The organism is Pseudomonas poae RE*1-1-14 (assembly GCF_000336465.1).
Lineage (GTDB): Bacteria > Pseudomonadota > Gammaproteobacteria > Pseudomonadales > Pseudomonadaceae > Aquipseudomonas > Aquipseudomonas poae.
This window is the reverse complement of the sequence record NC_020209.1, coordinates 5190984-5217071: the sequence shown is the minus strand read 5'-3', so window position 1 is coordinate 5217071 and position 26088 is coordinate 5190984. Positions and strand designations below refer to the sequence as shown.

Below are 26088 nucleotides of genomic sequence, written 5' to 3'. Positions count from 1 at the left end.
GGGTAGCCTGGCGGCTCCCTCGTTTGCAATGTAATCGCCTTTAAATGTGAGAGCGGGCTGGCCTGCGATGGGCCCGCAGGTCCGCCATCTGGTCTGAACGGTTGGCAAGCCCGCCCGCGCCACGGATAATGCCCAGTTTTTCCACCTGCGCATCGCGCGCCGCCGCTTGCGGTTGAAAGAGAACACCATGAAAGACACCATTCGCCAGCTGATCCAGCAAGCCCTCACCCAACTCGTCAACGAAGGTGTGTTGCCTGAAGGCCTGTCGCCGGCGATCCAGGTGGAGAACACCCGCGACAAGACCCACGGCGACTTCGCCAGCAATATCGCGATGATGCTGTCCAAGCCTGCGGGCATGAAACCGCGCGACCTGGCGGAAAAAATCATCGCCGCGCTGCCGGCCGACGCCAGCGTCACCAAGGCCGACATTGCCGGCCCGGGCTTCATCAACTTCTTCCAGAACACCCAGGCCCTGGCCTCGCGCCTGGACGCAGCCCTGGCAGACGCCCGCATCGGTGCACGCAAAGCGGGCGACAGCCAGCGCGTGGTCGTCGACCTGTCAGCGCCCAACCTGGCCAAGGAGATGCACGTCGGCCATCTGCGCTCGACCATCATCGGCGACGGCGTAGCGCGGGTGCTGGAGTTTCTCGGCGACACCGTGATCCGGCAGAACCACGTGGGCGACTGGGGCACCCAGTTCGGCATGCTGATGGCCTATCTGCAGGAAAACCCGATCACCAGCAACGAGCTGGCCGATCTCGAGAACTTCTACCGCGCGGCCAAAAAGCGATTCGACGAATCCGAGGCGTTTGCCGATCGCGCCCGTGGCCTGGTGGTCAAGCTGCAAGCCGGTGATGCCGAATGCCTGGCGCTGTGGAACCGCTTCCGTGAGATTTCCCTGTCCCACTGCCAGGACATCTACGAGCTGCTCAACGTCAAACTGACCATGGCCGATGTGATGGGCGAAAGCGCCTACAACGACGACCTGATCAACGTGGTCAACGACCTCAAGGCCGCAGGCCTGCTGGTCGAGAGCAACGGCGCGCAGTGCGTGTTCCTCGAAGAATTCAAGACCGCCGACGGCGAGCCGTTGCCGGTGATCATCGTCAAGGCCGACGGCGGCTATCTCTACGCCACCACCGACCTCGCCGCCGTGCGCTACCGCAGCGGCGTGCTCAAGGCCGACCGCGCCTTGTACTTCGTCGACCAGCGCCAGGCCCTGCATTTCCAGCAGGTGTTCGAAGTGGCCCGCCGTGCAGGCTTCGTCACCCACCCGATGCACATGGAGCACATGGGTTTCGGCACCATGAACGGCGCCGATGGCCGCCCGTTCAAGACCCGCGACGGCGGCACCGTGAAGCTGATCGACCTGCTGACCGAAGCCCAGGAACGTGCCTACACCCTGGTGAAGGAAAAGAACCCGGAGCTGGCCGAGGCCGACCTGCGCAACATCGCCCGCGTGGTGGGCATTGGCGCGGTGAAATACGCCGACCTGTCCAAGCACCGCACCAGCGACTACAGCTTCAACTTTGAGCTGATGCTCAACTTCGAAGGCAACACCGCGCCCTACCTTCTTTATGCCTACACCCGCGTGGCCGGTGTGTTCCGTAAACTGGGCAAGGACTTCAGTGAAGTCCAGGGCCAGATCGATCTTCAAGCCCCCCAGGAACACGAACTGGCGGCCAAACTGGCGCAGTTCGGCGAAGTGTTGAACAGCGTCGGCGAAAAAGGCACGCCGCACATTCTGTGCACCTATCTGTACGAAGTGGCCGGGTTGTTCTCCAGCTTCTACGAGAACTGCCCGATCCTCACCGCCGACGACGAAGCCCAGAAGCACAGTCGCCTGCGCCTCGCCGCACTGGCTGGACGGACCCTCAAGCAAGGCCTGGAACTGTTAGGCCTGGAAACCCTGGAGCGTATGTAAGTTGGCTGCCAAGAAGAAACCTGCACCCAAGCGCGGCGCGAGCCGCTATCAGGCCCCCGCAAAGCAGCCGATTCCGGGCTGGCTGTGGATGGCGATCGGCCTTACGGTCGGCGCGTTCGTCGTGTTCCTCATGAAACTGGATCCGGGCCAGGGCGACGACATCAAACGGGTCAAGCAGGAACAGCAGAAGGCCAGCAAAATGGCCGAGGCCAACAAGACCGCGCCCAGCCCGACCGCCCCGGTGAAGCCGAAATACGACTTCTACACGCTGCTGCCCGAGTCGGAAGTGATCGTGCCGCCTGATGCGGTGCCGGAAAAAACCCTGCCGACGCCACAGGTGCCGACCACGCCGGTGACCCCGGCGGAAGCCGCGAAAATCGATACCGCCCGCGCCCAGGCTGCGCTGGCCGGGATCACCCCGCCGCCGGCTCCGCCGGTTGCCGAAACCAAGGCCGCGCCGGTGACCAAGTTCTTCCTGCAGGCGGGCTCGTTCCCGAAACAGGCGGATGCCGAGCGCGTTCGCGCGCAGATCATTCTGCTGGGGCAGACCGTTTCGGTGGAGTCCGGCACGGTGAAGGAAGCGACCTGGTATCGCGTGCTGGTGGGACCGTTCAGCAACCGCGAGCAACTGACCGTGGCGCAGAAGCAACTGGCGGGCGCCGGCTTTAGCAACCTGTTGTTACAACAACGCCAAAGCCGTTGATTCAAGCTTAACGCCGCTCAAAATGTGGGAGCTGGCTTGCCTGCGATGGCGGTGTAACAGTCAATATTTTCAGTGACTGACACACCGCCATCGCAGGCAAGCCAGCTCCCACATTGGTTTTATGGGCCTCTGGAAAATGTATAAGGCTCATAAACACCACTCGTCCGCACACCCTTCCTACGGTTGAAATCCCCCCCGCCACCCCCATATGAGATTCCATCAGGGCATTTTCGCCCCGCTGCGTGGAGACTCTCCCCTTGACCACCATCGTTTCAGTACGTCGCCACGGCAAAGTCGTCATGGGCGGCGATGGCCAGGTTTCCCTGGGCAACACCGTGATGAAAGGCAACGCCAAGAAGGTGCGTCGCCTGTACCACGGCCAGGTGCTTGCCGGTTTTGCCGGTGCCACCGCCGACGCCTTCACCCTTTTCGAACGTTTCGAAGGCCAGCTGGAAAAACACCAGGGCCACCTCGTGCGCGCCGCAGTCGAACTTGCCAAAGAATGGCGCACCGACCGCTCCCTCAGCCGCCTCGAAGCCATGCTGGCCGTCGCCAACAAGGACGCGTCCCTGATCATCACCGGCAATGGCGATGTGGTTGAGCCTGAACACGGCCTGATCGCCATGGGTTCTGGCGGTGGCTACGCCCAGGCAGCGGCCAGCGCACTGTTGAAGAAGACCGACCTGTCGGCCCGCGAAGTCGTCGAGACCGCGCTGGGCATCGCTGGCGATATCTGCGTGTTCACCAACCACAACTTCACCATTGAGGAGCAGGACCTCGCCGAGTAAGCCGTAGGCTTATTTGCGCTTGAGGCCGCCAAACACTATGTCCATGACTCCCCGCGAAATCGTCCATGAACTCAACCGCCATATCATCGGCCAGGACGATGCCAAGCGCGCCGTCGCCATTGCCCTGCGTAACCGCTGGCGCCGGATGCAACTGCCCGAAGAACTGCGCGTTGAAGTAACGCCCAAGAACATCCTGATGATCGGACCCACCGGCGTGGGCAAAACCGAGATCGCCCGGCGCCTGGCCAAGTTGGCCAACGCACCGTTCATCAAGGTCGAAGCGACCAAGTTCACCGAAGTGGGCTATGTGGGCCGCGACGTCGAGTCGATCATCCGTGATCTGGCCGACGCCGCCCTGAAGATGCTGCGCGAACAGGAAGTGACCAAGGTCAGCCATCGCGCCGAAGACGCCGCCGAAGAACGCATCCTCGACGCCCTGCTGCCACCGGCACGCATGGGTTTCAACGAGGACTCGGCGCAGTCGACCGATTCCAATACACGCCAGCTGTTCCGCAAGCGTCTGCGTGAAGGGCAACTGGACGACAAGGAAATCGAGATCGAAGTCGCCGAAGTCTCCGGCGTCGACATCTCCGCACCGCCTGGCATGGAAGAAATGACCAGCCAGTTGCAGAACCTGTTCGCCAACATGGGCAAGGGCAAGAAGAAAAGCCGCAAGCTCAAGGTCAAGGACGCGCTCAAACTGGTGCGCGACGAAGAAGCCGGGCGCCTGGTCAATGAGGAAGAACTCAAGGCCAAGGCCCTGGAAGCGGTCGAGCAGCACGGCATCGTGTTCATCGACGAGATCGACAAGGTGGCCAAGCGCGGCAACTCCGGGGGCGTCGATGTGTCCCGCGAAGGCGTGCAGCGCGACCTGCTGCCGCTGATCGAAGGCTGTACCGTGAACACCAAGCTGGGCATGGTCAAGACCGACCACATCCTGTTTATCGCTTCCGGCGCCTTCCACCTGAGCAAGCCAAGCGACCTGGTACCCGAGCTGCAAGGCCGTCTGCCGATTCGCGTGGAGCTCAAGGCGCTGACGCCAGGTGACTTCGAGCGCATCCTCAGCGAGCCGCACGCCTCGCTCACCGAGCAGTACCGTGAGTTGCTGAAAACCGAAGGCCTGGGCATCGAGTTTCAGCCGGACGGTATCAAGCGCCTGGCCGAGATTGCCTGGCAGGTCAACGAGAAGACCGAGAACATCGGGGCCCGTCGCCTGCACACGCTGCTTGAGCGTTTGCTGGAGGAAGTGTCCTTCAGTGCCGGCGACCTGGCCGGTGCGCAAAATGGCGAAGTGATCAAGATCGACGCGGATTACGTCAACAGCCACTTGGGCGAATTGGCGCAGAACGAAGATTTGTCTCGTTATATCCTGTAAGCCTCACACAGAACCGCTTTGCTTTAATGTGGGAGCTGGCTTGCCCGCGATAGCGAGGGTGAATTCAACACCGCTATCGCAGGCAAGCCAGCTCCCACATTTTTGAGCCGGTTTCTTCAGGATTATTATCAATGTCCAAATTCCCCACGGCTGTAAACCTGCACAAAACCTCCAACACCCTCGGCCTCACCTACGGGCCTGAAGAGGTGTACCAACTCCCCGCCGAGTTGCTGCGTACGCATTCGCCTTCCGCCGAGGTCCAGGGCCACGGCAAACCCATCCTGCAATTCGGCAAGCTCCACGTTAAGTTGATCAAGGTGGAACCGGCCGGCCAGTACGCACTGAAATTGACCTTTGACGACGGCCATGACAGCGGACTGTTCACCTGGGATTACCTCTACCAACTGGCCGTGCGTCAGGAAAGCCTGTGGGCCGATTACCTGGCCGAACTCAAGGCCGCCGGTAAAACCCGCGACCCGAGCGAGTCGGTCGTACGGCTGATGCTCTAGCTCGGGCCTCCTGCGCGTTAGAGGGCATTTTCTAATTTCATCTGCTTGAATGATCTGTTGTGTGGCCAATGATTGGCCCGCTTGCGCAAAAAATTAAACTCGGGTAACCCATGGGACTGGCAAGTTCCCTGCATTTAACGATGCGGTAGCAACGGTCACCCAAGTGCAGTACCTGGCTTGTGCCGTGCAGCGAAACCGGACGCGCGGCAATAACCGGTACTCGTCTTTCGGACAATGGAGCGTCGTAGATGAGTAACAAGAACAACGATGACTTGAAACGCCAGGCCTCGGAAAACACGCTGGGGCTGAACCCGATCATCGCGTTACGCAAAAAGGACTTGCTCGCCTCGGCGAAGATGGTGCTGACCCAGGCCATCAGGCAACCGCTGCACAGCGTCAAGCATGCCGCTCATCTGGGCCTCGAGTTGAAGAACGTGATGTTCGGCCAATCCGCGCTGGTGCCGGAGCACGATGACCGTCGCTTCAGCGACCCGGCCTGGAGCCAGAACCCGCTCTATAAACGCTACCTGCAAACCTATCTGGCATGGCGCAAGGAACTGCACGACTGGATCGATGACAGCAGCCTGTCGCCCCAGGACATCAGCCGCGGCCACTTCGTGATCAACCTGATGACCGAAGCCATGGCACCCACCAACAGCGTGGCGAACCCGGCGGCGGTCAAGCGCTTCTTCGAGACCGGCGGCAAAAGCCTGCTCGATGGCCTGTCCCACCTGGCCAAGGACATGGTGCACAACGGCGGCATGCCGAGCCAGGTCAACATGGGCGCCTTCGAAGTGGGCAAGACCCTGGGCACCACCGAAGGCGCGGTGGTGTTTCGCAATGACGTGCTGGAGCTGATCCAGTACAAGCCGATCTCCGAACAGGTGCACGAGCGCCCGCTGCTGGTGGTGCCGCCGCAGATCAATAAATTCTATGTGTTCGACCTGAGCCCGGAAAAAAGCCTGGCGCGCTTCTGCCTGCGCAATAACCAGCAGACCTTTATCGTCAGTTGGCGCAACCCCACCAAGGCCCAGCGCGAGTGGGGCCTGTCGACCTACATCGAAGCGCTCAAAGAAGCCGTGGACGTGGTCAGCGCGATCACCGGCAGCAAGGATATCAACATGCTCGGCGCCTGTTCCGGCGGCATCACCTGCACGGCGCTGCTGGGCCACTACGCGGCGCTGGGCGAGAACAAGGTCAACGCGCTGACGCTGTTGGTGAGCGTACTGGACACCACGCTGGACACCCAGGTGGCGCTGTTCGTCGACGAACAGACGCTGGAGGCCGCCAAGCGCCATTCCTATCAGGCCGGCGTGCTCGAAGGCCGTGACATGGCCAAGGTGTTCGCCTGGATGCGTCCCAACGACCTGATCTGGAATTACTGGGTCAACAACTACCTGCTGGGCAATGAGCCGCCGGTGTTCGACATCCTGTTCTGGAACAACGACACCACGCGCCTGCCGGCGGCTTTCCACGGGGACCTGATCGAACTGTTCAAGAACAACCCCCTGGTGCGCGCCAATGCCCTGGAAGTGTGCGGCACGCCCATCGACCTCAAGCAGATCACCGCCGACATCTACTCCCTGGCCGGCACCAACGACCACATCACACCGTGGCAGTCCTGCTACAAGTCGGCGCAGTTGTTTGGCGGCAAGGTGGAGTTCGTGCTGTCGAGCAGCGGGCATATCCAGAGCATCCCCAACCCGCCGGGCAACCCCAAGGCGCGCTACCAGACCAGCGATGGCCTGGGCTGCACCGCGCTGGAGTGGCAGGAGGATGCGACCAAGCACACCGATTCGTGGTGGCTGCATTGGCAGGCGTGGCAGGCGGAGCGCGCAGGCAAATTGAAGAAGGCCCCGGCCAAACTGGGCAATAAAATCTACGCCGCAGCCGAAGCGGCGCCGGGCACTTACGTTCACGAACGCTAGAACACACTTTTATGATGGGATGAGATCAAGTGTGGGAGGGGCTTGCTCCCCGATAGCGATGTGTCAGTCAACACCGGTTGCTGATGCACCGTCATCGGGAGCCTGCTGCCTCCCACAGTTCGCCCACATTCCGGCTGTCACACTGCACAGGGCTTGAGCATGTCGCAACCGTTCATCTTCCGCACCATCGACCTGGACGGCCAGACCCTGCGCACGGCGGTGCGTCCGGGCAAACCGCACCTGACGCCGTTGCTGATCTTCAATGGCATCGGCGCCAACCTGGAGCTGGTGTTTCCGTTCGTGCAGGCCCTGGACCCGGACCTGGAAGTGATTGCCTTCGATGTGCCAGGCGTCGGCGGCTCTTCGACGCCCAACCGGCCCTATCGCTTCCCCGGCCTGGCCAGGCTCACCGCGCGCATGCTCGATTATCTGGATTACGGCCAGGTCAACGCAGTGGGCGTGTCCTGGGGCGGCGCGCTGGCGCAGCAGTTCGCCCATGACTACCCGGAACGCTGCAAGAAACTGATCCTGGCAGCCACGGCGGCGGGTGCGGTGATGGTGCCGGGCAAACCCAAGGTGCTGTGGCTGATGGCAAGCCCGCGCCGCTATATCCAGCCGTCCCACGTGGTGCGCATTGCACCGATGATCTACGGCGGCTCGTTCCGCCGGGATGCCAGGCTGGCTGCCGAGCACGCCAGCAAAGTGCGCTCGGCGGGCAAGCTGGGCTACTACTGGCAGCTGTTCGCAGGGCTGGGCTGGACCAGCATTCACTGGCTGCACAAGATCCGCCAGCCAACCCTGGTGCTGGCCGGTGACGACGACCCGCTGATTCCGCTGATCAACATGCGCCTGCTCGCCTGGCGCATCCCCAATGCGCAGTTGCACATCATCGATGACGGCCACCTGTTCCTGATCACCCGGGCCGAAGCCGTGGCGCCGATCATCATGAAATTCCTTCAGGAGGAGCGCCTGCGCGCCGTGATTCACCCGCGACCAACCGTGTAATAACGCGTCGCCGGCCGCCTGTGTGCGCCTGCGCTCAACTCAACGATCAGCCCAAGAAGCCCGGATGAAGACCCGCGACCGTATCCTTGAATTTGCCCTGCAGTTGTTCAATCACAAGGGCGAACCGAATGTGTCGACCATGGAGGTGGCCAATGAGATGGGGATCAGCCCCGGCAACCTCTACTATCACTTCCATGGCAAGGAGCCGCTGGTGCTGGGGCTGTTCGAGCGCTTTCAGACCGAGCTGGCGCCGCTGCTCGACCCGCCCGCCGATGCGCACCTGGAACCCCAGGATTACTGGCTGTTCCTGCACCTGATCGTGGAGCGCATGGCGCATTACCGGTTTCTGTTCCAGGACCTGTCCAACCTGGCCGGACGCCTGCCCAAGCTGGCCAAGGGCATTCGCCACCTGCTCACCGCCCTCAAGCGCACCCTCGCCTCGCTGCTGGCGCGGCTCAAGGCCGATGGGCAACTGGTGAGCGATACCCAGGCACTGGGGCAACTGGTGGAGCAAATCACCCTGACCCTGCTGTTTTCCCTGGATTATCAGCGCGTTCTCGGCCGTGTCGGCGAGGTGCGGGTGGTGGTTTACCAGATCATGATGCTGGTGGCACCGCACCTGTTGCCGCCGATACGCCATGCCACCGAACGGCTGGCACTGCGTTACCTGCAAGACCCGGTTTAACCGGCAATTATTCAAACTCGCCGAACTGCTGATTGAACTTGAACAGTTCGCTGTCGTTGCTGATACCCAACTTTCGATACGCCGATTGTTTTTGCGTGCTGATGGTACTTGCACTGCGGGAAAACTTGGCGGCAATTGAACTCACCGACATGCCATCGAGAAAACAGCGCAGCACTTCCTGCTCTTTGGGTGTGAGACAGGCGCTCAAGCGCAGCGGCGTTGAAATATCCAAATTTGAGCGCGGGCCGGCAACGTGCGGCATCGATTGCATGCCTTGCAGCGCCGGCACCATACCGGGCTGCACATACAAGCGGCCCTGGGCGACGGTTCGAATAGCGGTGATCAACGTCTGCAGGTTCTGGGTTTTCCCCAGGATTCCCCAACACCCGGCTTTCAACGACAGCGCAACCGTCGCGGGCGTGTAGTGCGACGCCACGATCAACGATCTGCACCGGCTGAAACGCCGCTTGAGCACCTGGATCAGGTTCAGACCGTCGGTCTCCGAGGGCGCCAGCACGAAGTCCATGACCACCACGTCCGCAGCGTGCCGGTCCAGCGCCTCCAGCAACGCCCTTGCCGTGCCGAACGAGCCGATCACGCGGATATCGGCCTCGTTGCGCAGGCCCAGCTCGATACCCTGGCGAACCATCTCGTGGTCATCCAGCAGCATGACAGTGCAAGGGGTGGAACTTGAAGTTGCCATCGGGATACCTGCGTTAATGCCTGTAACTTGTTCAACGCTATAACCCAGGCCTACAGGGCATTCAATATTTGCCCACAACAAAGACTACATAAAACTACAGTAACGACTGACAGAGTATTCCGAGGGAAACTTCCTAGCCACGCCGCACTTTAAAAAATACTCAATACAAACAATACGATTTCAATCTATTACGAACGCAATATCGATACTTCTCTATAGAGAACATTCACTTTTAGATACACATTATAAGGACCCATTATTTACACCCAACCTTGAGAACACGATGAACGTTAAGGCTTTAATTCCCGCCGCCCTCATTCTGAGTGCAGCGCTGTCGACTACCACCCATGCCACCGATGGCGTGATCAATTTCAGCGGCCTGGTGACAGACGTGACCTGCACCATCGAAGGGGCCGCGCCCGGCACGGGGGCGGTGGTCAAGGATGTGAACCTGGGCGGCGTCTCAGCCGCGCGCCTGGCCACGGCCGGCAGCCGCGCCAACCTCACCGGCTTCACCATTCGCATCGGCGCTCCTGGCGAAGGCAGTTGCACCAACGGGCGCACCGCCATGGTGGCGTTCGACCCGACCAGCCCCGCTATCGATGTGGCGACCGGGCGCTTGAATATCGACGGCTACGACGACCCGTCCGACACCACCAATGCCAAAAACGTGCAGGTCGAAGTCACCAGTCGTACCGGCACGCCGCTCAATGTCTACACCGACAAATCCGAAGCCGTGGTGATCACCGACAACCAGGCAACCATCCCCCTCGCGGCGCAGCTTTACGCCAGCGGCGCCGCCACTGAGGGCAAGGTCAATACCAGGGTCGGTTTCATGATCGAGTACGCCGAGTAAGGAGTGACGAGAGGAGATCGGACGATGAAAACAATGAGCGGCCTTGCATGGCTGGCTGCGGCACTTGCCGTGCTGTTACTGCTGACACCCGACGCACAGGCGGGCGTGATTGTGCATGGCACGCGGGTGATCTACCCGGCGCAGCGCCAGGAAGTCATCGTGCGTCTGGAAAACAGAGGCAGCCGCCCGGCACTGGTGCAAACCTGGCTGGACAGTGGCGACCGACACTCCAGGCCAGCCACTGCGCAGGCGCCGTTCAGTGTTTCGCCGCCGATCTTTCGCATCGAGCCTTACCAGCAACAGGCATTGCGCCTGCGCTACTCCGGTGACCCGGTGCCCACCGACCGGGAAAGCCTGTACTGGCTCAACGTGCTGGAAGTGCCGCCGCGCGCGGCGGATGCCGAAAAAAACAACCAGATCGAATTGTCGTTTCGCACCCGTCTGCGCGTATTCCTGCGCCCGCCCACGCTGCCCTACCCGGCGGCCAGTGCCGCTGCCAAATTGCAATGGAAGCTGGTCAGCCACGCACAGGGGTTTGCCCTGCAGGTCACCAATCCAACGCCGTACCATCTTTCGCTCGCGTCAGTGGATTTGCTCAACGCGGGCCAACGATTCAGCAAAGCGCCGAACCAGTCGGCCACCGACAGCCTGCTGCTGCCGGCCGGCGACGTGAAACAGTTTGTGCTGCCGTTGCTGCGCAGTCGCCCAAGCGGCGCGCTCAAGGTCGAGTTCACCACCATCACCGACTTCGGCGCCCGTGTGCGTCACTCGGCTGACCTAGACGCCCAGGCCCGCTGAGATGAAAACAACCTTGATTTCATCGACACGGGTGAGGCGCGCGGTGTTGGCCATGGTGCTGATAGGCGCCCATACCGCACAGGCAAGCGTGGTGATCAACAGCACGCGCATCGTCTATGGGCAGAACGACAGGGAAGTGACGGTGCGCCTGGAAAGCAAGAACCAGGCACCGGTGCTGGCCCAGGTATGGCTGGACAGCGGCGACGAGCAGGCAACGCCGGAACGGGCGGGCGTGCCGTTCGTGGTTACGCCGCCGATCTTTCGTATGGAGCCCGGCAAACAGCAGGTGGCGCGGCTGGCCTATACGGGCGACGCCCTGCCGCAAGCCCAGGAAAGCCTGTTCTGGTTCAACCTGCTGGAGGTGCCTGCGCAGTCCTCGACAGCCCTTCAAGGCAATCAGCTGCAGTTGGCATTTCGCTCGCGGATCAAGCTGTTTTTCCGACCGGCGAACCTGCCTTACAGAGTCGAAGACGCGCCCGAAAAACTGCAATGGCGCCGTGTGTCGACCCACCAGGGGCAGGCAGTGGAAGTGTTCAACCCGACGCCTTACTACGTGACCTTTGACCAGATTGACGTGCTGGAAGCCGGCCAGCGTCACCCGCGCAAACCGCCCGTTTCAGGCGCTGAATACATGGTGGTGCCGGGCGGGCGCAACCGCTTCGACCTGCCCACGCTCAAGTCGGCGCCCGGCGTTGCGGCCACCGTGGCGTTCAAGACCCTCGACGATTTCGGCGTGAAAGTGGCCCACAGCGCCACCGCGCCGCCCTGACGTCGCCATAGCGTTCAACCCCATCAAAAGCCTTCGTACCGATGCCCGATCAACCGGGCAGGGATTGCCTGTGCCGACATTCCATCGGCATCTGTTTCCGAGCACTGCAACCATGAGTCTGAACACGCCTATCGGCGTAAAAACCGCACGTCAATTTTTCTACCCGATGGCGCTGGGTCTGTCGTTGGTCAACAGTGCACAAGGTGCCGAACAGGTTGAATTCAACCCGGCCTTCTTTGCCGATCGCGCGGCTGGCTTGCAGGTGGATATCTCCCGCTTCAATCAGGGCAACGTCGTGCTGCCCGGCAGCTACCGCGCCGACGTGCGCCTCAATGGCCAGTGGATCGGCCGCGAAACCGTGGCGTTCGCCATGCTGCCGGGCCAGGAAGCGGCGCAGCTGTGCCTGGAGCGCGAGGCGTTGCAACGGTTTGGCATCAGCCTGGAAACCGTGACGGCGTTTTCCACCTGTGCAGACATCGCCACCTACCTGCCTGGCGCCAGCAGCCGGTTCGATTCCGGAGAAAACCGCCTGGAGCTGCAGATTCCGCAGATCTACCTGGCACGCCAGCCACGCGGCTACGTCGACCCGCAGCACTGGGACAACGGCATCAACGCGGCCTTTGTGCGCTACAACGCCAACACCTTTGTGACGCAGACGGCTGGGCATTCGCTGGGGTCGAGCTACCTGGGCCTGAACACAGGCCTCAATCTGGGCGATTGGCACCTGCGCCATAACGGCAGCTACAGCCGCACCTCGACCGCCGCCGGCTACCAGAGCAGCGCCAGCTATGTGCAACGCGACGTGAGTCTGCTGCGTTCGCAACTGATGATCGGCGAAATCTACACGCCGGGTGAGTTGTACGACAGCGTGCGCCTGCGTGGGGTCAGCCTGTTCAGCGATGACCGCATGCTGCCCGATTCACGGACCGGGTTCGCCCCGGTGGTGCGCGGCGTGGCCGAGACCAACGCGCGGGTCAGCGTGCGCCAGCGCGGCGTGCTGCTCGACGAAGTATCCGTGGCGCCTGGACCGTTTGTGCTCAATGACCTGTTTCCCACCGGCTACGGCGGCGACCTGCAGGTCACCGTCACAGAGGCCGATGGCCGCACACGCGAATTCATCGTACCGTTTGCCGCCAACGCCAACCTGCTGCGCCCGGATGCCAGCCGCTATTCGCTGAGCGCCGGCCGGCTGGATGAAATTGGCCTGCACCACCCACCGGCACTGATGCAAGCCACCTACCAGCGCGGGCTGAACAACCTGCTGACGGGCTATACCGGCGTGGTGGTGGGCGAGGACTATCGCTCGCCCTTGCTTGGCGCCGCGTTCAACACCCCGCTCGGCGCGCTGTCGCTGGACCTCACGCACTCCCACGCGCGCCTGCCGGGCCATGGGGCGCGCCAAGGGCAGAGCGTTCAGTTGCGCTACAGCAAGAATTTTGCAGACTCCGGCACCCACTTCGCGCTGGGCGCCTACCGTTATTCCACTGAAGGCTTCCTGAGCGTGAGCGATGCAGCGCGCGTGCGCGACCTCGCCATTGACGGGCTGAAACTGGACAGCGTGTCGCGCCTGCGTGACCGCATGGACATCAGCCTCAACCAGCGCGTGGGCAGTGGCTCGATGTACCTGACGGGTTCATCGCAGAATTACTGGAATCGAACCAACGGCAATCTGACGTTCACCACCGGTTACAGCGGCTCATGGAAGGGTCTTCACTACACCGTCAGCGCCCAGCGTACCCGCGACTTGCTCAGTGAAAAGGTCGACAAGCAGGTAGACCTGACCTTCAGCCTGCCACTGGGCAAAGGCGCACGCCCACCGACCCTGACCACCACCGCCTACCACGGCGATCAAAGCAGCGGCGAGCGCGTGAGCCTGAGTGGCAGCCTGGGTGAACGTAGCGAATTGAACTATGGCCTGAGCAGCAGCCAGGCACGGGGCGGCGGCAACGCCAGCAGTGCCGATGTGCGGTATCAGGCCAGCCACGGCGTAATGTCGGCCGGGTATGGCCAAAGCGATGCGTACCGCTCAAGCGCGTTCGGCATCACCGGCGGCATTGTCGCCCACTCAGGCGGCGTGACCTTCGCTCCGGAGCTGGGCGATACCCTCGGCATCGTCCAGGCGCCGAATGCCCAGGGTGCCCGAGTCAATGGCAACCGCAGTGCGCAGGTCGACAACAGCGGCTTTGCCGTGGTGCCCCATCTCACGCCGTATCGGCAGAACGTGGTCGAACTGGACCCCGGGGATCTGTCCGTCGATACCGAGCTTAAGACGGCCTCGCAAAACGTCGCGCCGCGCGCGGGCTCGGTGGTGCGGCTGCCCTTTGAGGTCATCGGCGGCCACGCCGTATTGATCAGCGCCTTGCGCGAGGACGGCAGCGTGCTGCCGTTCGGTGCCGATGTGTTCGACGAAGTCGGCGCCACTGTCGGGATTGTCGGCCAGGGCGCAAAAGCATTCGTGCGTGTAGCCGGCACGCGAGGCCGGTTACGCATCACATGGGGCCCCCTGGCTGACGACACCTGCCAGCTCGACTACGACCTGGCGGTACAACCTGACAGCACCGCGAGCACCCGCTTGCGCCAGTTGGATGCGGGCGTTTGCAAAGCCGGCACGCAACGCGGCGCGCGCCCATGAACCTCTTGTTTCTTGTGGGACTGAAGATGAAGCATTCCATCAAACGCCTGTTCGCCGTACTACTGACCAGCGTTCCATTAGCAGCCCAAGCCTATTGTGAGAGTTATTCCAACTCCCAGCATGGCTTGACGCTGCCAGCCGTTATCAACGTACCGGCCAGCCTGCCCCTGGGCAGCGAAATCCTGCGCCAACCCTTTAACGGCGTGCTGCCTGACCGTTTTCTCGACTGCCCCACCCACAACCTGATCGTGGTCATCGCGCGACAATTAGGTCCAAAAGATCCGATCGCCTTCTCGTCCCCTACCGAGGCGCCCGGCGTAGGCATCACGATCAGAATCACCGATGCACGCGGGTCGACCAACAACTTCGCTTTGACGAGCGGCGAGACCGTCGGTCCACCGGGGAGGATCCCGATTTTCACGAAAGCGGAGGCGATTTTCTACAAAATCGGGCCGGTGACAGGCGGGGTCATGCCTGCCGGCAATATTTTCGATTACCGCATGAGAGACGTCAGGAACAACATCCTGGGCCGCTACCAGCTGCTGCTCGACAGCCCGGTGCGCTTCGTCAGCCCTGCCGCCACCTGCGACCTGGCAGCCGGCGACGTCAATCGCACCATTTCGCTCGACCCGGTGCAAGCCAGCGCGTTTGAAGCGGCGCCTTTTGCCGGCGTACGCGACTTCGAGTTAAGCGCCAACTGCAGCGAGGCCTCCAGCGTCACATTCCGTTTCTCCGGCACGCCTGCACCTGAAAACACCTTGCTGTTCGCCAACACGGGCACCGCCGGTGGCGTGGCGCTGTGGCTGTATTCACGCATAAACGGCGTTGCGCGAACCCTCTCGGCCGATGGCAGCGACAACGAGCGCACGCTGGCGGTATCCGGCGATCGTGCCGTGTTGCCACTCAGCGCTGCCTATCACCGCAACGGCACGGTCAGCCAAGGCACGCTGACCAGCACCGCCACGGTCAACATCACCTATAACTGACCCCCAAGGACCTTTGATGAACCTTTCCAAACTCTCCCTGCTGCTGGCCGTGACGGCCAGCCTGGCGACCCATGATGCACTGGCGGCCACCACGGGGACCCTGACCTTTGCCGGTGTGGTCAATGCCGGCACCTGCAACCTGATCGCCGGGGATGTGAATCGCACCATCACCCTGCCGCCAGTCAAAGTGTCGGACTTCGATACCGCCACGTCCGCCGGCGAACATGACTTCGAGCTGGCCGCCGACTGCGACTCGGACGTCAAAAATGTGATTTTCCTGTTCGCGGGCACGCCGTCGACCGACAACCCCGCACTCTTTGCCAATACCGGGACGTCGGCGGGCACGGCGCTCGGGCTGTCCAGCGGGCAAGCCTTGCCAGCCAACGGAACACCAGCACAACGCAGCCGCACGATTGCCACGAGTGACAAAAAGGCGGTGCTGGCGCTGAAAGCGGCGTATCACAAGACCGGCAAGCCGATCACCCACGGTACGCTGGCCAGCGCGGTAACGGTGTCGATTACTTACAACTGATGATGCTCAGGCCGTGAATGCAAAAACGCCCGACCTTCGCAGGCCGGGCGTTTTTGTGTGCCCTGGAAAATCAGGACTGACTGGAGGGCGTCGGGGTTACCGGCGTTGCAGTCGGCGTTGCAGCAGGCGCAGAGACCGAGTTGGCGGCAGAGCTGGCAGGCTTGGCGGCGGCCGGCGTCTTCGCAGCTGCAGGTTTCCTGGCGGCTGTTGGTTTGGCTGCTGGCTTGGCGGCAGGTTTGGCTGCGGCAGGTTTCGCAGCCGGCTTGGCGGCAGGTTTGGCTGCGGCAGGTTTCGCAGCCGGCTTGGCGGCAGCGGTTTTGGCCGCAGGTTTTGCCGCAGTCTTCACTGCTGCAGGCTTGGCGGCGGGTTTGGCTGCCACCGGTTTGCCCGCCGGCTTGCTGGCCGGTTTGGCCGCTGCGGTTTTTGCAGCCGGCTTGGCGGCCGCTTTAGCCGGAGCCTTCGCCGCAGGCTTGGCAGCACTTTTTGCAGCAGGTTTGGCCGCTGCCGTTTTAGCCGCCGGCTTGGCAGCCGCTGCTTTCACAGGCGTCGCCTTGGCACCCGTGAGTTTTTCAAGCTGGCGGGTCAGGGTATCAACCTTGCTGTGCAGGGTTTTCAGCTCTGCCTTGCTCGGTACGCCAAGTCGCGAGATGGCACTGTTGAGGCGCTTGTCGAACGTCTCTTCCAGCTTGCCCCAGGTGTCGGAAATGCTCGACTTGGCGGAGCCGGCGGTGGCCTTTGCCGCGTCGACTTTTTTACCCACTGAAGTTTTGGTCAACTTCTCGGCTTTTTCGCCGTCTTTAACCAGCGTCTCGAAGTACTTGCCGCCGTCACTGCTCACCTTCGAATACACGCCTAAACCAGCAAGCCAGATCTTGCGGGAATATTTTTCAACTTCCCCGACCCACGAGCTGCTTTCTTTCTGAGTAGTCTTTTTAACAGCCATTCCGGTGTCTCCTTAGTGTTTACGCGCGACACGTTCGAGCAATGCCGTCAGCTCTTCGAGCTTAGCAGAGAGTGTCTCAACGTCATGTTTAGACGCAATGCCGATCCGATTCAAGGCACTTGCAACACGCGAGTCAAAAGCGCTTTCAACGTTAGCCAGCTGAACTTCAACCAGGTCTTTGACGTTTGAGACATAACTCTTTACTTGGTGGATATGACTGTTATCCGCGCCCACTTGTTCAACTGCAACTTTTTTGCTTTTACTTTCAATACGTTGACCGCTCTTGACGAGTTCCTTGAAGTACTCGCCGCCCTCGCTGCCGACCCTCGCATAAGCGCCAAGGCCCGCCAGCCAGATCTTGCGGGCATAACGCTTGACGCCACTGACGGCAGGGGTCTGAACATCGATTTTTTTTCGCAGCATAACGTTGGCCATGGTGCACCTCACAAGTCAGTACGGGAATCGGCCCGCAGTCGTTGAGGGCTTGCGCACACAGTAGGCTGGAAAATTAGAATCGACACCCTAAGTGCAATCGATCAGGCCAACGCCTTGTCCAGTGCTTTCTCGATCTCGGATTTAAGCGTGCCACTCATGGCCGACATCAACAGGCCCAACTCCACGTTGATGCGCAATGAATCATCATCCACTTCAACCGTGCCTTTAACCCCCGAACGCTTGAGGTTCAAGGTGTCGCCGGACCACGACGACTCCACGCCATACTTGTCATTGAGTTTCTGCGCCAGCGTGTCGGCCTTCGCCCGCGCCCCTTGCTTACCCAGGGAATGCTCACGCTCAACGGTTATACGGGCCATGCCAATGACTCCTTTCATGAGGGGCTGAGAAACCTTCGATGCAGCAAAGGGTCTCGATAAGCACCTATCTTACCTTCAGCCTTGCCAAGACAAAGCAGGCCCTGGGGATTATCATGTGCCGCATTCTCTTTTGGTGACAGCGATATGACTGATCAGCGCAAAGGCAGCGATGCCGAACCCACCACTCACTTCGGCTTCAAGAACGTCCCGCAAAGCCAGAAAGCGGAAAAGGTCGCTGAGGTGTTCCACTCCGTGGCGGCCAAGTACGACCTGATGAACGACGTGCTGTCGGGCGGCATGCACCGCCTGTGGAAGCGCTTCACCATCGAGTTGTCAGGCGTACGCACCGGCAACCGCGTGCTGGACATCGCCGGCGGCACGGGTGATCTGGCGGCCAAGTTCTCCAGGCTGGTCGGCCCCACCGGTCAGGTGGTGCTGGCGGACATCAACGGGTCGATGCTCAAGGTCGGCCGTGATCGCCTGCTGGACAAGGGCGTGGCCGACAACATCGAGTTCGTCCAGGCCGACGCGGAAAAACTGCCGTTCCCGGACAACCATTTCGACTGCGTGACCATCGCTTTCGGCCTGCGCAACGTGACCCGCAAGGAAGACGCGATCCGCTCGATGCTGCGCGTACTCAAGCCCGGCGGTCGTCTGCTGGTGCTCGAATTCTCCAAGCCGACCAATGCGCTGATGTCCAAGGTCTACGACACTTACTCGTTTGCCTTCATGCCGCTGATGGGCAAGCTGATCACCAATGACGCCGAGAGCTATCGCTACCTGGCCGAGTCGATCCGCATGCACCCCGATCAGGAAACCCTCAAGTCGATGATGGTGGAAGCCGGTTTCGACCGCGTGACCTACCACAACATGACCTCGGGTATCGTCGCCCTGCACCGCGGCATCAAACCCTGATGCTGCTCGCGGGCCTTCTTGCCGGCGTCGAGCGCGGCCTCAACCGTGTGTTGCGCCTGGACAGTACCGCCCTGGCGCGGCTGGGGCACTTGAACGGCAAGGTGATCGCCGTCGATTGCACCCGTCCCGCCCTGCAACTGTTCATCCTGCCCAGCGACGAAGGCCTGCTGCTCGCCACACAATGGGCTGCCGAAGCCGACTGCACCCTGCGCGCACCGGCCTCCAGCCTGTTGAATCTGGCCCTGAGCCGCAACAAGACTGCCATCCTGCACAGCCCGCAGGTGCACCTGGAAGGCGAAAGCGCGGTGCTGATGGATCTCGCCGCCGTGTTGCAGGACCTGGAACTGGACTGGGAATACGAGCTGTCGCGCTGGCTCGGCCCGGTGGCCACCCCACTGATCAGCGGGCACCTGCGCAGCCGCGCGCAGTGGTATCAACAGGGGTTTGCCAGCCTTAACCAGAACCTCGCCGAATACCTGAGCGAAGAAGCGCGCACCCTGGTCGGGGAGCGAGAAGCGCAAGCGCGCTTTCGTGAACTCGACAAGGCCAAAATCGACCTGGAACGCCTCGAGGCACGCTTCGAGCGCCTGAGCCGTTCCCTTGATCCAAGCGATAACGCATGAAGCTGCTCGCCGTCCGCCGTTTGTTTCGTATCCAGCGCGTGGTCATGCGCTACCGCCTCGATGACCTGCTGTTCGCCTTGCCACTGCCGTGGTTTTTGTTGGCGGTGCGCTATGTGCTGCCGTGGCGCTGGTTGCCGCGCAAAAAGCTCGAGCTCAGCCGTGGCGCGCGCCTGCGCTTGGCATTGCAGGACCTGGGACCGATCTTCATCAAGTTCGGGCAGATTCTTTCCACTCGCCGCGACCTGTTGCCCGAAGACATCGCCGACGAACTGATGCTGCTGCAGGACCGCGTGCCGCCGTTCGACTCGCAACAGTCGATGGCGCTGATCGAGTCGCAGCTGGGCAAGAAGATCAGCGAGGTGTTCAGCCGGTTCGACGTCGAACCGCTGGCATCGGCCTCGGTCGCACAGGTGCACGCCGCACAGCTCAAGACCGGCGAAGAAGTCGTGGTGAAAGTGATTCGCCCGGGCCTCAAGCCGGTCATCGGTCAGGACCTGGCGTGGCTGTTCGTCCTCGCCCGCGCCGCCGAACGCTTCTCCGCCGATGCGCGCCTGCTGCACCCGGTGGACGTGGTCGCTGACTATGAAAAAACCATCTACGACGAACTCGACCTGCTGCGCGAAGCCGCCAACTCGAGCCAGCTGCGCCGCAACTTCGAAGGCTCGCAGCTGCTGTACGTGCCGCAAGTGTATTGGGACTGGTGCCGCCCAAAAGTACTGGTGATGGAGCGCATCTACGGCCTGCAGGTCACCGACCTCGCCGCCCTGGCCGACCAGCGCACCGACATGAAGATGCTCGCCGAGCGCGGTGTGGAGATTTTCTTCACCCAGGTATTTCGCGACAGCTTCTTCCACGCCGACATGCACCCCGGCAACATTTTCGTCAGCACCGTTACTCCGTGGAGCCCGCAATACATCGCGATCGACTGCGGCATCGTCGGCAGCCTCACCCCGGAAGACCAGGACTACCTGGCGCGCAACCTGTTTGCCTTCTTCAAGCGTGACTACCGCCGCGTGGCACAGTTGCACATCGATTCGGGCTGGGTGCCGGCGGAAACCAAGCTCAACGAGTTCGAAGCGGCGATCCGCACGGTGTGCGAGCCGATCTTTGAAAAGCCGTTAAAGGATATTTCTTTCGGTCAGGTGCTGATGCGCCTGTTCCAGACCGCGCGGCGCTTCAACATGGAAGTGCAGCCGCAGTTGGTCTTGCTGCAAAAAACCCTGCTCAACATCGAAGGCCTGGGCCGCCAGCTGTACCCGGACCTCGACTTGTGGAACACCGCCCAACCGTTCCTGGAACGCTGGATGCGCGAGCGCATGAGCCCCAAAACCATGATCGGCAATATGTACAGCCAGATGGAGCAACTGCCCCATCTGGCCAACATGACCCGTGACCTGCTCGAGCGCATGTCCCAGCCCCATGCCAGGGACCCGGAGCCGCCGTGGCGCAAGCGCAAGGACGACTGGTTCCTGCGCCTGCTTGGCGCCACGCACCTGGTGGGCGGCGTGATGCTCGCCATCGTCGGGCCATTGAACCAGCTGGGCTTCTGGCCGGCCGGTGTGATGGTGGCCGTGGGTATTTATCTGATCGTGCGTCGATAGCCCATCCGGTTATACACTGTCGCAAATTGCCGGAGCCGAACATGAAAGACTGGCTGGACGAGATCAAGTGGGACAGTGACGGCCTGGTGCCGGCCATTGCCCAGGACTACAAGACCGGGCGCGTATTGATGATGGCCTGGATGAACCGCGAGGCCCTGAGCCTGACCGCCGCCGAGCAGCGCGCCATTTACTGGTCACGTTCGCGTGGCAAACTGTGGCGCAAGGGCGAGGAGTCCGGGCATGTGCAAACCCTGCACGAGCTGCGCCTGGACTGCGACGGCGACGTGGTGATCCTCAAGGTCGAGCAGATCGGCGGCATCGCCTGCCACACCGGGCGTCACAGCTGCTTCTACCGCGTGTTCGAGAACGGCGAGTGGAAAGTGGTCGAGCCGGTGCTCAAAGACCCGCACGCCATCTACCCGGCAGGACACTGAACATGAGCGATACCCTCAACCGTGTGGCCCAGGTGCTGGAAGCGCGCAAAGGCGCGGACGCCGACAGTTCCTATGTCGCCAGCCTTTACCACAAGGGCCTGAACAAGATTCTGGAAAAGCTCGGCGAAGAATCCGTCGAGACGATCATTGCCGCCAAGGATGCGCAGATCAGCGGTGATTGCAGCGATGTCATCTATGAAACCGCGGACCTGTGGTTTCATAGCCTGGTGATGCTCGCCCAACTGGGGCAGCATCCACAGGCCGTGCTGGATGAGCTGGACCGTCGCTTCGGTTTGTCCGGGCACGTCGAAAAGGCCTCGCGCCCGTCCGCTTGAATAACTAAGACTGGAGGATTTGCAGCATGGGCATTTTTGACTGGAAACACTGGATCGTCATTCTGGTGGTGGTGGTACTGGTATTCGGCACCAAGAAACTCAAGAACCTGGGCACCGACGTCGGCGAGTCGATCAAGGGCTTTCGCAAGGCCATGAACGACGATGAAAAACCGGCCGACCCCGTGGTCAATCCCGTGCCGCCGGCCCAGCCCGTGCACCCGCAGGCCACCCAGCCGATCACCGAGCGTCGTACGTTCGACGTGCAGGCTGAGAAAGTCGAAGAGCCGACCCGCAAAGACCTGTGAGTACTGACTAATGTTTGGTATCAGCTTCTCTGAACTGCTCCTCGTCGGCCTGGTTGCCTTGCTGGTGCTGGGGCCGGAACGGTTGCCCGGTGCAGCACGCACGGCGGGCCTGTGGATCGGTCGCCTGAAACGCAGTTTCAATGCGATCAAACAGGAAGTTGAACGGGAAATCGGCGCCGACGAAATCCGCCGTCAGTTGCACAACGAACACATCCTGTCGCTGGAGCAGGAGGCGCGCAAAATCCTGACGCCGGTGCAGGAGCCCGCCAAACCGGCGGAGCCTGCGGCCAACAGCATCGCACCGGTGGTTGAAACCCCGCCCGCGCGCCCGACCGTTCCCACCGAGCCTGTGCCGGCGCCTGTTGCAGCGCCCGCTCCCCATGACCCTACATTGCCGCCGCGAGCCCCATGAGCGCTGATAAACCGGAAAACGACCAGCACATGCCGCTGGTCTCGCACCTCACCGAGCTGCGTACCCGCCTGCTGCGTTGCGTGGCGGCGATCTTCATCATTTTTGCCGGGCTGTTCGCCTTTACCCAGCAGATCTACACCTTCGTTTCCACGCCCCTGCGTCAGTACCTGCCGGTGGGCGCGACGATGATCGCCACCGATGTGTCCTCGCCGTTCCTCACGCCGTTGAAGCTGACCATGATGGTCTCGCTGTTTCTGGCGATCCCGGTGATCCTGCATCAGATCTGGGGTTTTATTGCGCCGGGCCTGTACAAGCACGAGAAGCGCATTGCGGTGCCGTTGCTGGTGTCGAGCATTCTGCTGTTCTACACCGGCATGGCTTTCGCCTACTTCCTGGTGTTCCCGCTGATCTTCAAGTTCTTCGCCGCCGCCACCCCGGCCGGGGTGGAAATGATGACCGACATCACCAGCTACCTTGATTTTGTGATGACGCTGTTCTTCGCCTTCGGCGTGGCGTTCGAGATCCCGGTGGCCGTGGTGCTGCTGGTGTGGATCGGCGTGGTCGACGTGAAGTACCTGAAGAAGATCCGCCCGTATGTGATCATCGGCTGCTTTGTGGTGGGCATGATCCTCACGCCGCCGGACATCTTCTCCCAGACCCTGCTGGCCGTGCCGATGTGGATGCTGTTCGAGATCGGCATCCTGTTCAGCGGTTTGATCAGCAAGCGTGGCGAACACCCCGAAGACCAGCCCGCCGACGACGACCAACCGCCAGCGACCCAGCCGTGAACCTGCTGCTGCTTGAGGAGGCCGACTTCATCGCGGCCGACCGTGTGGTGCTGCGCGACCGGCGCCTGGTGCACATGCAGGACGTCCACCGTGCCGCCGTTGGCGACAGCTTGCGCGTTGGACGCATCGGCGGGTTGATGGGCAACGCACACTTGCTGCGTCTGGAGGCTGCCGAGGCCGAGCTGCACGTCAGCTTCGACCAGCCGCCACCGGCCAAACTGCCGCTGACCCTGCTGCTGGCTTTGCCGCGTCCCAAGATGCTGCGCCGCGTGCTGCAAACCGTAGCCGCCATGGGTGTGCCGAAGGTGGTGCTGCTCAACAGTTACCGGGTGGAAAAAAGCTTTTGGCAGACCCCGTTCCTGGAGCCTGACGCGGTACGCGAGCAACTGATTCTCGGCCTGGAACAGGCGCGGGACACGGTGCTGCCGCAGATCATCATCGAGAAGCGCTTCAAGCCGTTCGTGGAAGATCGCCTGCCAGCCATGACCGAGGGCACCCTCGGCCTGATCGGCCACCCCGGCGATTATCCGCCCTGCCCGCGCGGACTCGAAGAGTCCGTGACGCTGGCCATTGGCCCAGAAGGCGGCTGGATCCCCTACGAGGTGGACCTGCTGACCAAGGCCGGCCTGCAACCGGTGCAAATGGGCGCGCGCATTCTGCGCGTCGAAACCGCCGTCACCGCCCTGCTCTCCCGCCTTTTCTAAAAAAAGCCCTCTCACGACGGTTATGTTGCTACAGAATCCTGAGCACCGGCCGATAGCCCCTCGATAAGTCCAAGCCTTGTTACAGGGGAGTTTGCAACATGTATCGTCGGTTAGCCGAAAAGCTGGGCAATGTCAGCGTCAAAACCAAACTGGGCGTGGGCTTCGGCCTGGTATTGGTACTGACATTAATGATCACCTTCACCGGCTGGACCAGCGTGGGCGATGTGATCGGTCGGGGTGACAAGCTGGGTTATATCTCCAGCCTCAACGGCGTGACCAAGGACCTGCGTCTGGCGCGCCTGGACTTCGAAATGCGGCGCGGCGAGCAAGGCACCGGCGCGGTCGATAGCCTGATTGCACAGTTGGACGACGGCCTGAAAAAAGCCGCGCAATTGATCGAACAACCCGAAGACAAGGTCCTGGTCGAACAGCAGCAGGAAGCCTTGAGCCAGTACAAAAAGGCCTTCGCTGGCATGGTCCAGGCCGGGCTCAAGCGTGAAGGCGCACGCAGCAAACTGGGCGACACCGCTGACAATGCGGTGGCCAAGGTCAGCGAGGTCGAAGCCTCACTGCTGCAAGGCGACAGCGTCAGCCAGTTCAACAGCGTGGTGAGCTTGAGCAAACTGATCCAGCAGGCACGCTTCCAGGTGCGCGGCTACACCTACAGCGGCAAGGTCGAGGCCGAGCAACCGGCGCTGGATGCCATCGACAACGCCCTCAAGAAAGCCAGCGAGCTCGAAGGCCAACTGCCGGCGCAGTACCAGACCAACCTGCAACAGGCCGGCGTTTCGCTGCAGGCCTACCGCGCCGCCGTTAGCCAATACCGTGACTCCCAGACGGCCGCCGCCGCTGCGCTGAAGACCATCACCGCCCAGGGCGATATCCTGATGGGGCACAGCGAAAAACTCACCGTGTCGCAGACCGCCGTGCGCGACCGGGATGCCGCGCAAGCCAAATACCTGCTGCTGCTGGCCGCCGCGCTGGCATTGATCGTGGGCCTGTTCGCCGCCTGGGCGATCACCCGCCAGATCATCATCCCGCTCAACCAGACCCTGCAGGTCGCCGAGCGCGTGGCCTCGGGCGATTTGAGCCACAACCTGGAGTCCGGCCGCAAAGACGAACTGGGCCAACTGCAACGGGCCATGCAAAGCATGACCCTGGGCCTGCGGGCGTTGATCGGGGGCATCAGCGACGGCGTGACCCAAATCGCCAGCGCGGCCGAGCAACTGTCAGCCGTTACCGAACAGACCAGTGCCGGGGTCAACAGCCAGAAGGTCGAGACCGACCAGGTGGCCACCGCCATGAACGAAATGGCCGCCACCGTACAGGAAGTCGCGCGCAACGCCGAAGAGGCTTCCGAAGCCGCCGTGGCTGCCGACCAGCAGGCCCGTGAAGGCGACAAGGTGGTGGCGCAAGCCATCGCCCAGATCGAACGCCTGGCCGCCGAGGTGGGCAGCTCCACCGAGGCCATGGGCCATCTGCAGCGTGAGAGCGACAAGATCGGCAGCGTGCTCGACGTGATCAAATCCGTGGCCCAGCAGACCAACCTGCTCGCGCTCAACGCCGCCATCGAGGCCGCCCGTGCGGGTGAGGCCGGACGGGGTTTTGCCGTGGTGGCCGACGAAGTGCGCAGCCTGGCGCAGCGTACCCAGAAGTCCACCGAGGAGATCGCCGAGCTGATCGTCGGCCTGCAGAGCGGTACCCAGCAGGTGGCGACCATCATGGACAACAGCCGTGGCCTCACCGACAGCAGCGTCGAGCTAACCCGTCGCGCCGGCACTGCCCTGTCGAGCATCACCCTGACGGTGTCGACCATCCAGGCGATGAACTCGCAGATCGCCACCGCCGCCGAGCAGCAAAGCGCCGTGGCTGAAGAGATCAACCGCAGTGTGCTGAACGTGCGCGACATCTCGGAGCAGACCGCTGCGGCCAGCGAAGAAACCGCCGCTTCGAGTACTGAACTGGCGCGTCTGGGCACCCATCTGCAAGCATTGGTCAGCCGCTTCCGGGTCTGACGCATCTG

At 61.9% G+C, this 26088-nt stretch carries 28 protein-coding genes and 1 pseudogene; 25 read left to right on the top strand and 4 right to left on the bottom strand.

The annotated features are described in order from the left end of the window. Nucleotides 1-187 precede the first annotated feature (187 nt). From argS to H045_RS22865, 8 genes are all read left to right on the top strand, one after another. On the top strand, nt 188-1924 hold the full coding sequence (gene argS, locus H045_RS22900; protein ID WP_015373576.1) for an arginine--tRNA ligase: 1737 nt from the start codon (nt 188-190) through the stop codon (nt 1922-1924). A 1-nt stretch (nt 1925) separates the two neighbouring features. Continuing rightward, the gene (locus H045_RS22895) at nt 1926-2627 is read left to right on the top strand and encodes an SPOR domain-containing protein (RefSeq protein ID WP_015373575.1); all 702 of its coding nucleotides are present in this window, start codon (nt 1926-1928) and stop codon (nt 2625-2627) included. 257 nt (nt 2628-2884) lie between these two features. Continuing rightward, a complete protein-coding gene (gene hslV, locus H045_RS22890; protein WP_003237338.1) occupies nt 2885-3415 on the top strand; it encodes an ATP-dependent protease subunit HslV in 531 nt (176 codons plus the stop codon). A 37-nt stretch (nt 3416-3452) separates the two neighbouring features. Next, nucleotides 3453-4790 (top strand): ATP-dependent protease ATPase subunit HslU, encoded by a 1338-nt coding sequence (hslU, locus tag H045_RS22885; protein WP_003237340.1) that lies wholly within the window; start codon nt 3453-3455, stop codon nt 4788-4790. A 131-nt stretch (nt 4791-4921) separates the two neighbouring features. Further along, entirely contained in the window at nt 4922-5299 is a 378-nt protein-coding gene (locus H045_RS22880) for a gamma-butyrobetaine hydroxylase family protein (protein WP_015373574.1), read from the top strand. Between the two features lie 248 nt (nt 5300-5547). After that, entirely contained in the window at nt 5548-7227 is a 1680-nt protein-coding gene (phaC, locus tag H045_RS22875) for a class II poly(R)-hydroxyalkanoic acid synthase (RefSeq protein ID WP_015373573.1), read from the top strand. A 159-nt stretch (nt 7228-7386) separates the two neighbouring features. Continuing rightward, nucleotides 7387-8232, top strand: coding sequence for a poly(3-hydroxyalkanoate) depolymerase (gene phaZ / locus H045_RS22870; RefSeq protein WP_003237345.1), 846 nt, complete (start codon nt 7387-7389; stop codon nt 8230-8232). A 64-nt stretch (nt 8233-8296) separates the two neighbouring features. Continuing rightward, a complete protein-coding gene (locus tag H045_RS22865; protein WP_015373572.1) occupies nt 8297-8917 on the top strand; it encodes a TetR/AcrR family transcriptional regulator in 621 nt (206 codons plus the stop codon). Between the two features lie 7 nt (nt 8918-8924). On the opposite strand, the gene H045_RS22860 is transcribed toward H045_RS22865, so the two are convergent. Beyond that, a complete protein-coding gene (locus tag H045_RS22860; RefSeq protein WP_015373571.1) occupies nt 8925-9587 on the bottom strand; it encodes a response regulator in 663 nt (220 codons plus the stop codon). Nucleotides 9588-9903: 316 nt separating this feature from the next. On the opposite strand from H045_RS22860, the gene H045_RS22855 reads away from it, so the two are divergent. The 6 genes from H045_RS22855 to H045_RS22830 all read left to right on the top strand — a co-directional run bounded on the left by H045_RS22855 (nt 9904) and on the right by H045_RS22830 (nt 16193). Next, nucleotides 9904-10476, top strand: a complete 573-nt coding sequence (locus tag H045_RS22855; protein ID WP_003237351.1) for a fimbrial protein — start codon at nt 9904-9906, stop codon at nt 10474-10476. A 24-nt stretch (nt 10477-10500) separates the two neighbouring features. Continuing rightward, on the top strand, nt 10501-11274 hold the full coding sequence (locus H045_RS22850) for a fimbrial biogenesis chaperone (RefSeq protein WP_003237352.1): 774 nt from the start codon (nt 10501-10503) through the stop codon (nt 11272-11274). Nucleotide 11275: 1 nt separating this feature from the next. Next, nucleotides 11276-12043 (top strand): fimbrial biogenesis chaperone, encoded by a 768-nt coding sequence (locus H045_RS22845; RefSeq protein ID WP_049818599.1) that lies wholly within the window; start codon nt 11276-11278, stop codon nt 12041-12043. A 112-nt stretch (nt 12044-12155) separates the two neighbouring features. Next, nucleotides 12156-14675, top strand: coding sequence for a fimbria/pilus outer membrane usher protein (locus H045_RS22840; protein ID WP_015373569.1), 2520 nt, complete (start codon nt 12156-12158; stop codon nt 14673-14675). Continuing rightward, the gene (locus tag H045_RS22835) at nt 14672-15661 is read left to right on the top strand and encodes a fimbrial protein (RefSeq protein WP_015373568.1); all 990 of its coding nucleotides are present in this window, start codon (nt 14672-14674) and stop codon (nt 15659-15661) included. The genes H045_RS22840 and H045_RS22835 overlap by 4 nt, the downstream gene beginning before the upstream one ends. A 16-nt stretch (nt 15662-15677) precedes the next feature. Then, a complete protein-coding gene (locus H045_RS22830) occupies nt 15678-16193 on the top strand; it encodes a fimbrial protein (RefSeq protein WP_003237361.1) in 516 nt (171 codons plus the stop codon). 70 nt (nt 16194-16263) lie between these two features. Here the strand turns inward: H045_RS22830 and H045_RS22825 are convergent, their stop codons facing one another. From H045_RS22825 to H045_RS22815, 3 genes are all read right to left on the bottom strand, one after another. Continuing rightward, nucleotides 16264-17136 carry a phasin family protein gene (locus tag H045_RS22825; RefSeq protein ID WP_015373567.1) on the bottom strand — a complete coding sequence of 291 codons (873 nt, stop codon included), beginning with the start codon at nt 17134-17136 and terminating at the stop codon, nt 16264-16266. A gap of 12 nt (nt 17137-17148) precedes the next feature. Continuing rightward, entirely contained in the window at nt 17149-17571 is a 423-nt protein-coding gene (locus H045_RS22820) for a phasin family protein (RefSeq protein WP_015373566.1), read from the bottom strand. Nucleotides 17572-17672: 101 nt separating this feature from the next. Further along, nucleotides 17673-17948, bottom strand: coding sequence for a polyhydroxyalkanoic acid system family protein (locus H045_RS22815; protein ID WP_015373565.1), 276 nt, complete (start codon nt 17946-17948; stop codon nt 17673-17675). 144 nt (nt 17949-18092) lie between these two features. Here H045_RS22815 and ubiE point away from each other — a divergent pair, with 144 nt between their 5' ends. From ubiE to H045_RS25950, 11 genes and pseudogenes are all read left to right on the top strand, one after another. After that, the gene (gene ubiE / locus H045_RS22810) at nt 18093-18863 is read left to right on the top strand and encodes a bifunctional demethylmenaquinone methyltransferase/2-methoxy-6-polyprenyl-1,4-benzoquinol methylase UbiE (RefSeq protein ID WP_003237369.1); all 771 of its coding nucleotides are present in this window, start codon (nt 18093-18095) and stop codon (nt 18861-18863) included. Next, nucleotides 18863-19486 carry a ubiquinone biosynthesis accessory factor UbiJ gene (locus tag H045_RS22805; protein WP_003237370.1) on the top strand — a complete coding sequence of 208 codons (624 nt, stop codon included), beginning with the start codon at nt 18863-18865 and terminating at the stop codon, nt 19484-19486. Before ubiE ends, H045_RS22805 begins: the two co-directional genes overlap by 1 nt. Next, nucleotides 19483-21087, top strand: a complete 1605-nt coding sequence (gene ubiB / locus H045_RS22800) for a ubiquinone biosynthesis regulatory protein kinase UbiB (RefSeq protein WP_003237372.1) — start codon at nt 19483-19485, stop codon at nt 21085-21087. Before H045_RS22805 ends, ubiB begins: the two co-directional genes overlap by 4 nt. Before the next feature lie 41 nt (nt 21088-21128). Next, on the top strand, nt 21129-21521 hold the full coding sequence (gene hisI / locus H045_RS22795; protein WP_003237374.1) for a phosphoribosyl-AMP cyclohydrolase: 393 nt from the start codon (nt 21129-21131) through the stop codon (nt 21519-21521). A gap of 2 nt (nt 21522-21523) precedes the next feature. Further along, nucleotides 21524-21856: a phosphoribosyl-ATP diphosphatase gene (locus H045_RS22790; RefSeq protein ID WP_003237387.1), complete on the top strand. Its 333-nt coding sequence runs from the start codon at nt 21524-21526 to the stop codon at nt 21854-21856. A 26-nt stretch (nt 21857-21882) separates the two neighbouring features. Continuing rightward, a complete protein-coding gene (locus H045_RS22785; protein WP_003237389.1) occupies nt 21883-22161 on the top strand; it encodes a twin-arginine translocase TatA/TatE family subunit in 279 nt (92 codons plus the stop codon). A 10-nt stretch (nt 22162-22171) separates the two neighbouring features. Further along, nucleotides 22172-22573 carry a Sec-independent protein translocase protein TatB gene (gene tatB, locus H045_RS22780; RefSeq protein WP_015373564.1) on the top strand — a complete coding sequence of 134 codons (402 nt, stop codon included), beginning with the start codon at nt 22172-22174 and terminating at the stop codon, nt 22571-22573. Then, nucleotides 22570-23361, top strand: a complete 792-nt coding sequence (gene tatC / locus H045_RS22775; protein WP_003237393.1) for a twin-arginine translocase subunit TatC — start codon at nt 22570-22572, stop codon at nt 23359-23361. Before tatB ends, tatC begins: the two co-directional genes overlap by 4 nt. Next, complete coding sequence (locus H045_RS22770) at nt 23358-24065, top strand: 16S rRNA (uracil(1498)-N(3))-methyltransferase (protein WP_015373563.1); 708 nt, start codon at nt 23358-23360, stop codon at nt 24063-24065. The genes tatC and H045_RS22770 overlap by 4 nt, the downstream gene beginning before the upstream one ends. Before the next feature lie 98 nt (nt 24066-24163). Beyond that, nucleotides 24164-25174: pseudogene (locus tag H045_RS25955) on the top strand (methyl-accepting chemotaxis protein); the annotation flags it as partial. A 33-nt stretch (nt 25175-25207) separates the two neighbouring features. Continuing rightward, nucleotides 25208-26080, top strand: a complete 873-nt coding sequence (locus H045_RS25950; RefSeq protein WP_370671333.1) for a methyl-accepting chemotaxis protein — start codon at nt 25208-25210, stop codon at nt 26078-26080. The last annotated feature ends 8 nt before the right edge of the window (nt 26081-26088 follow it).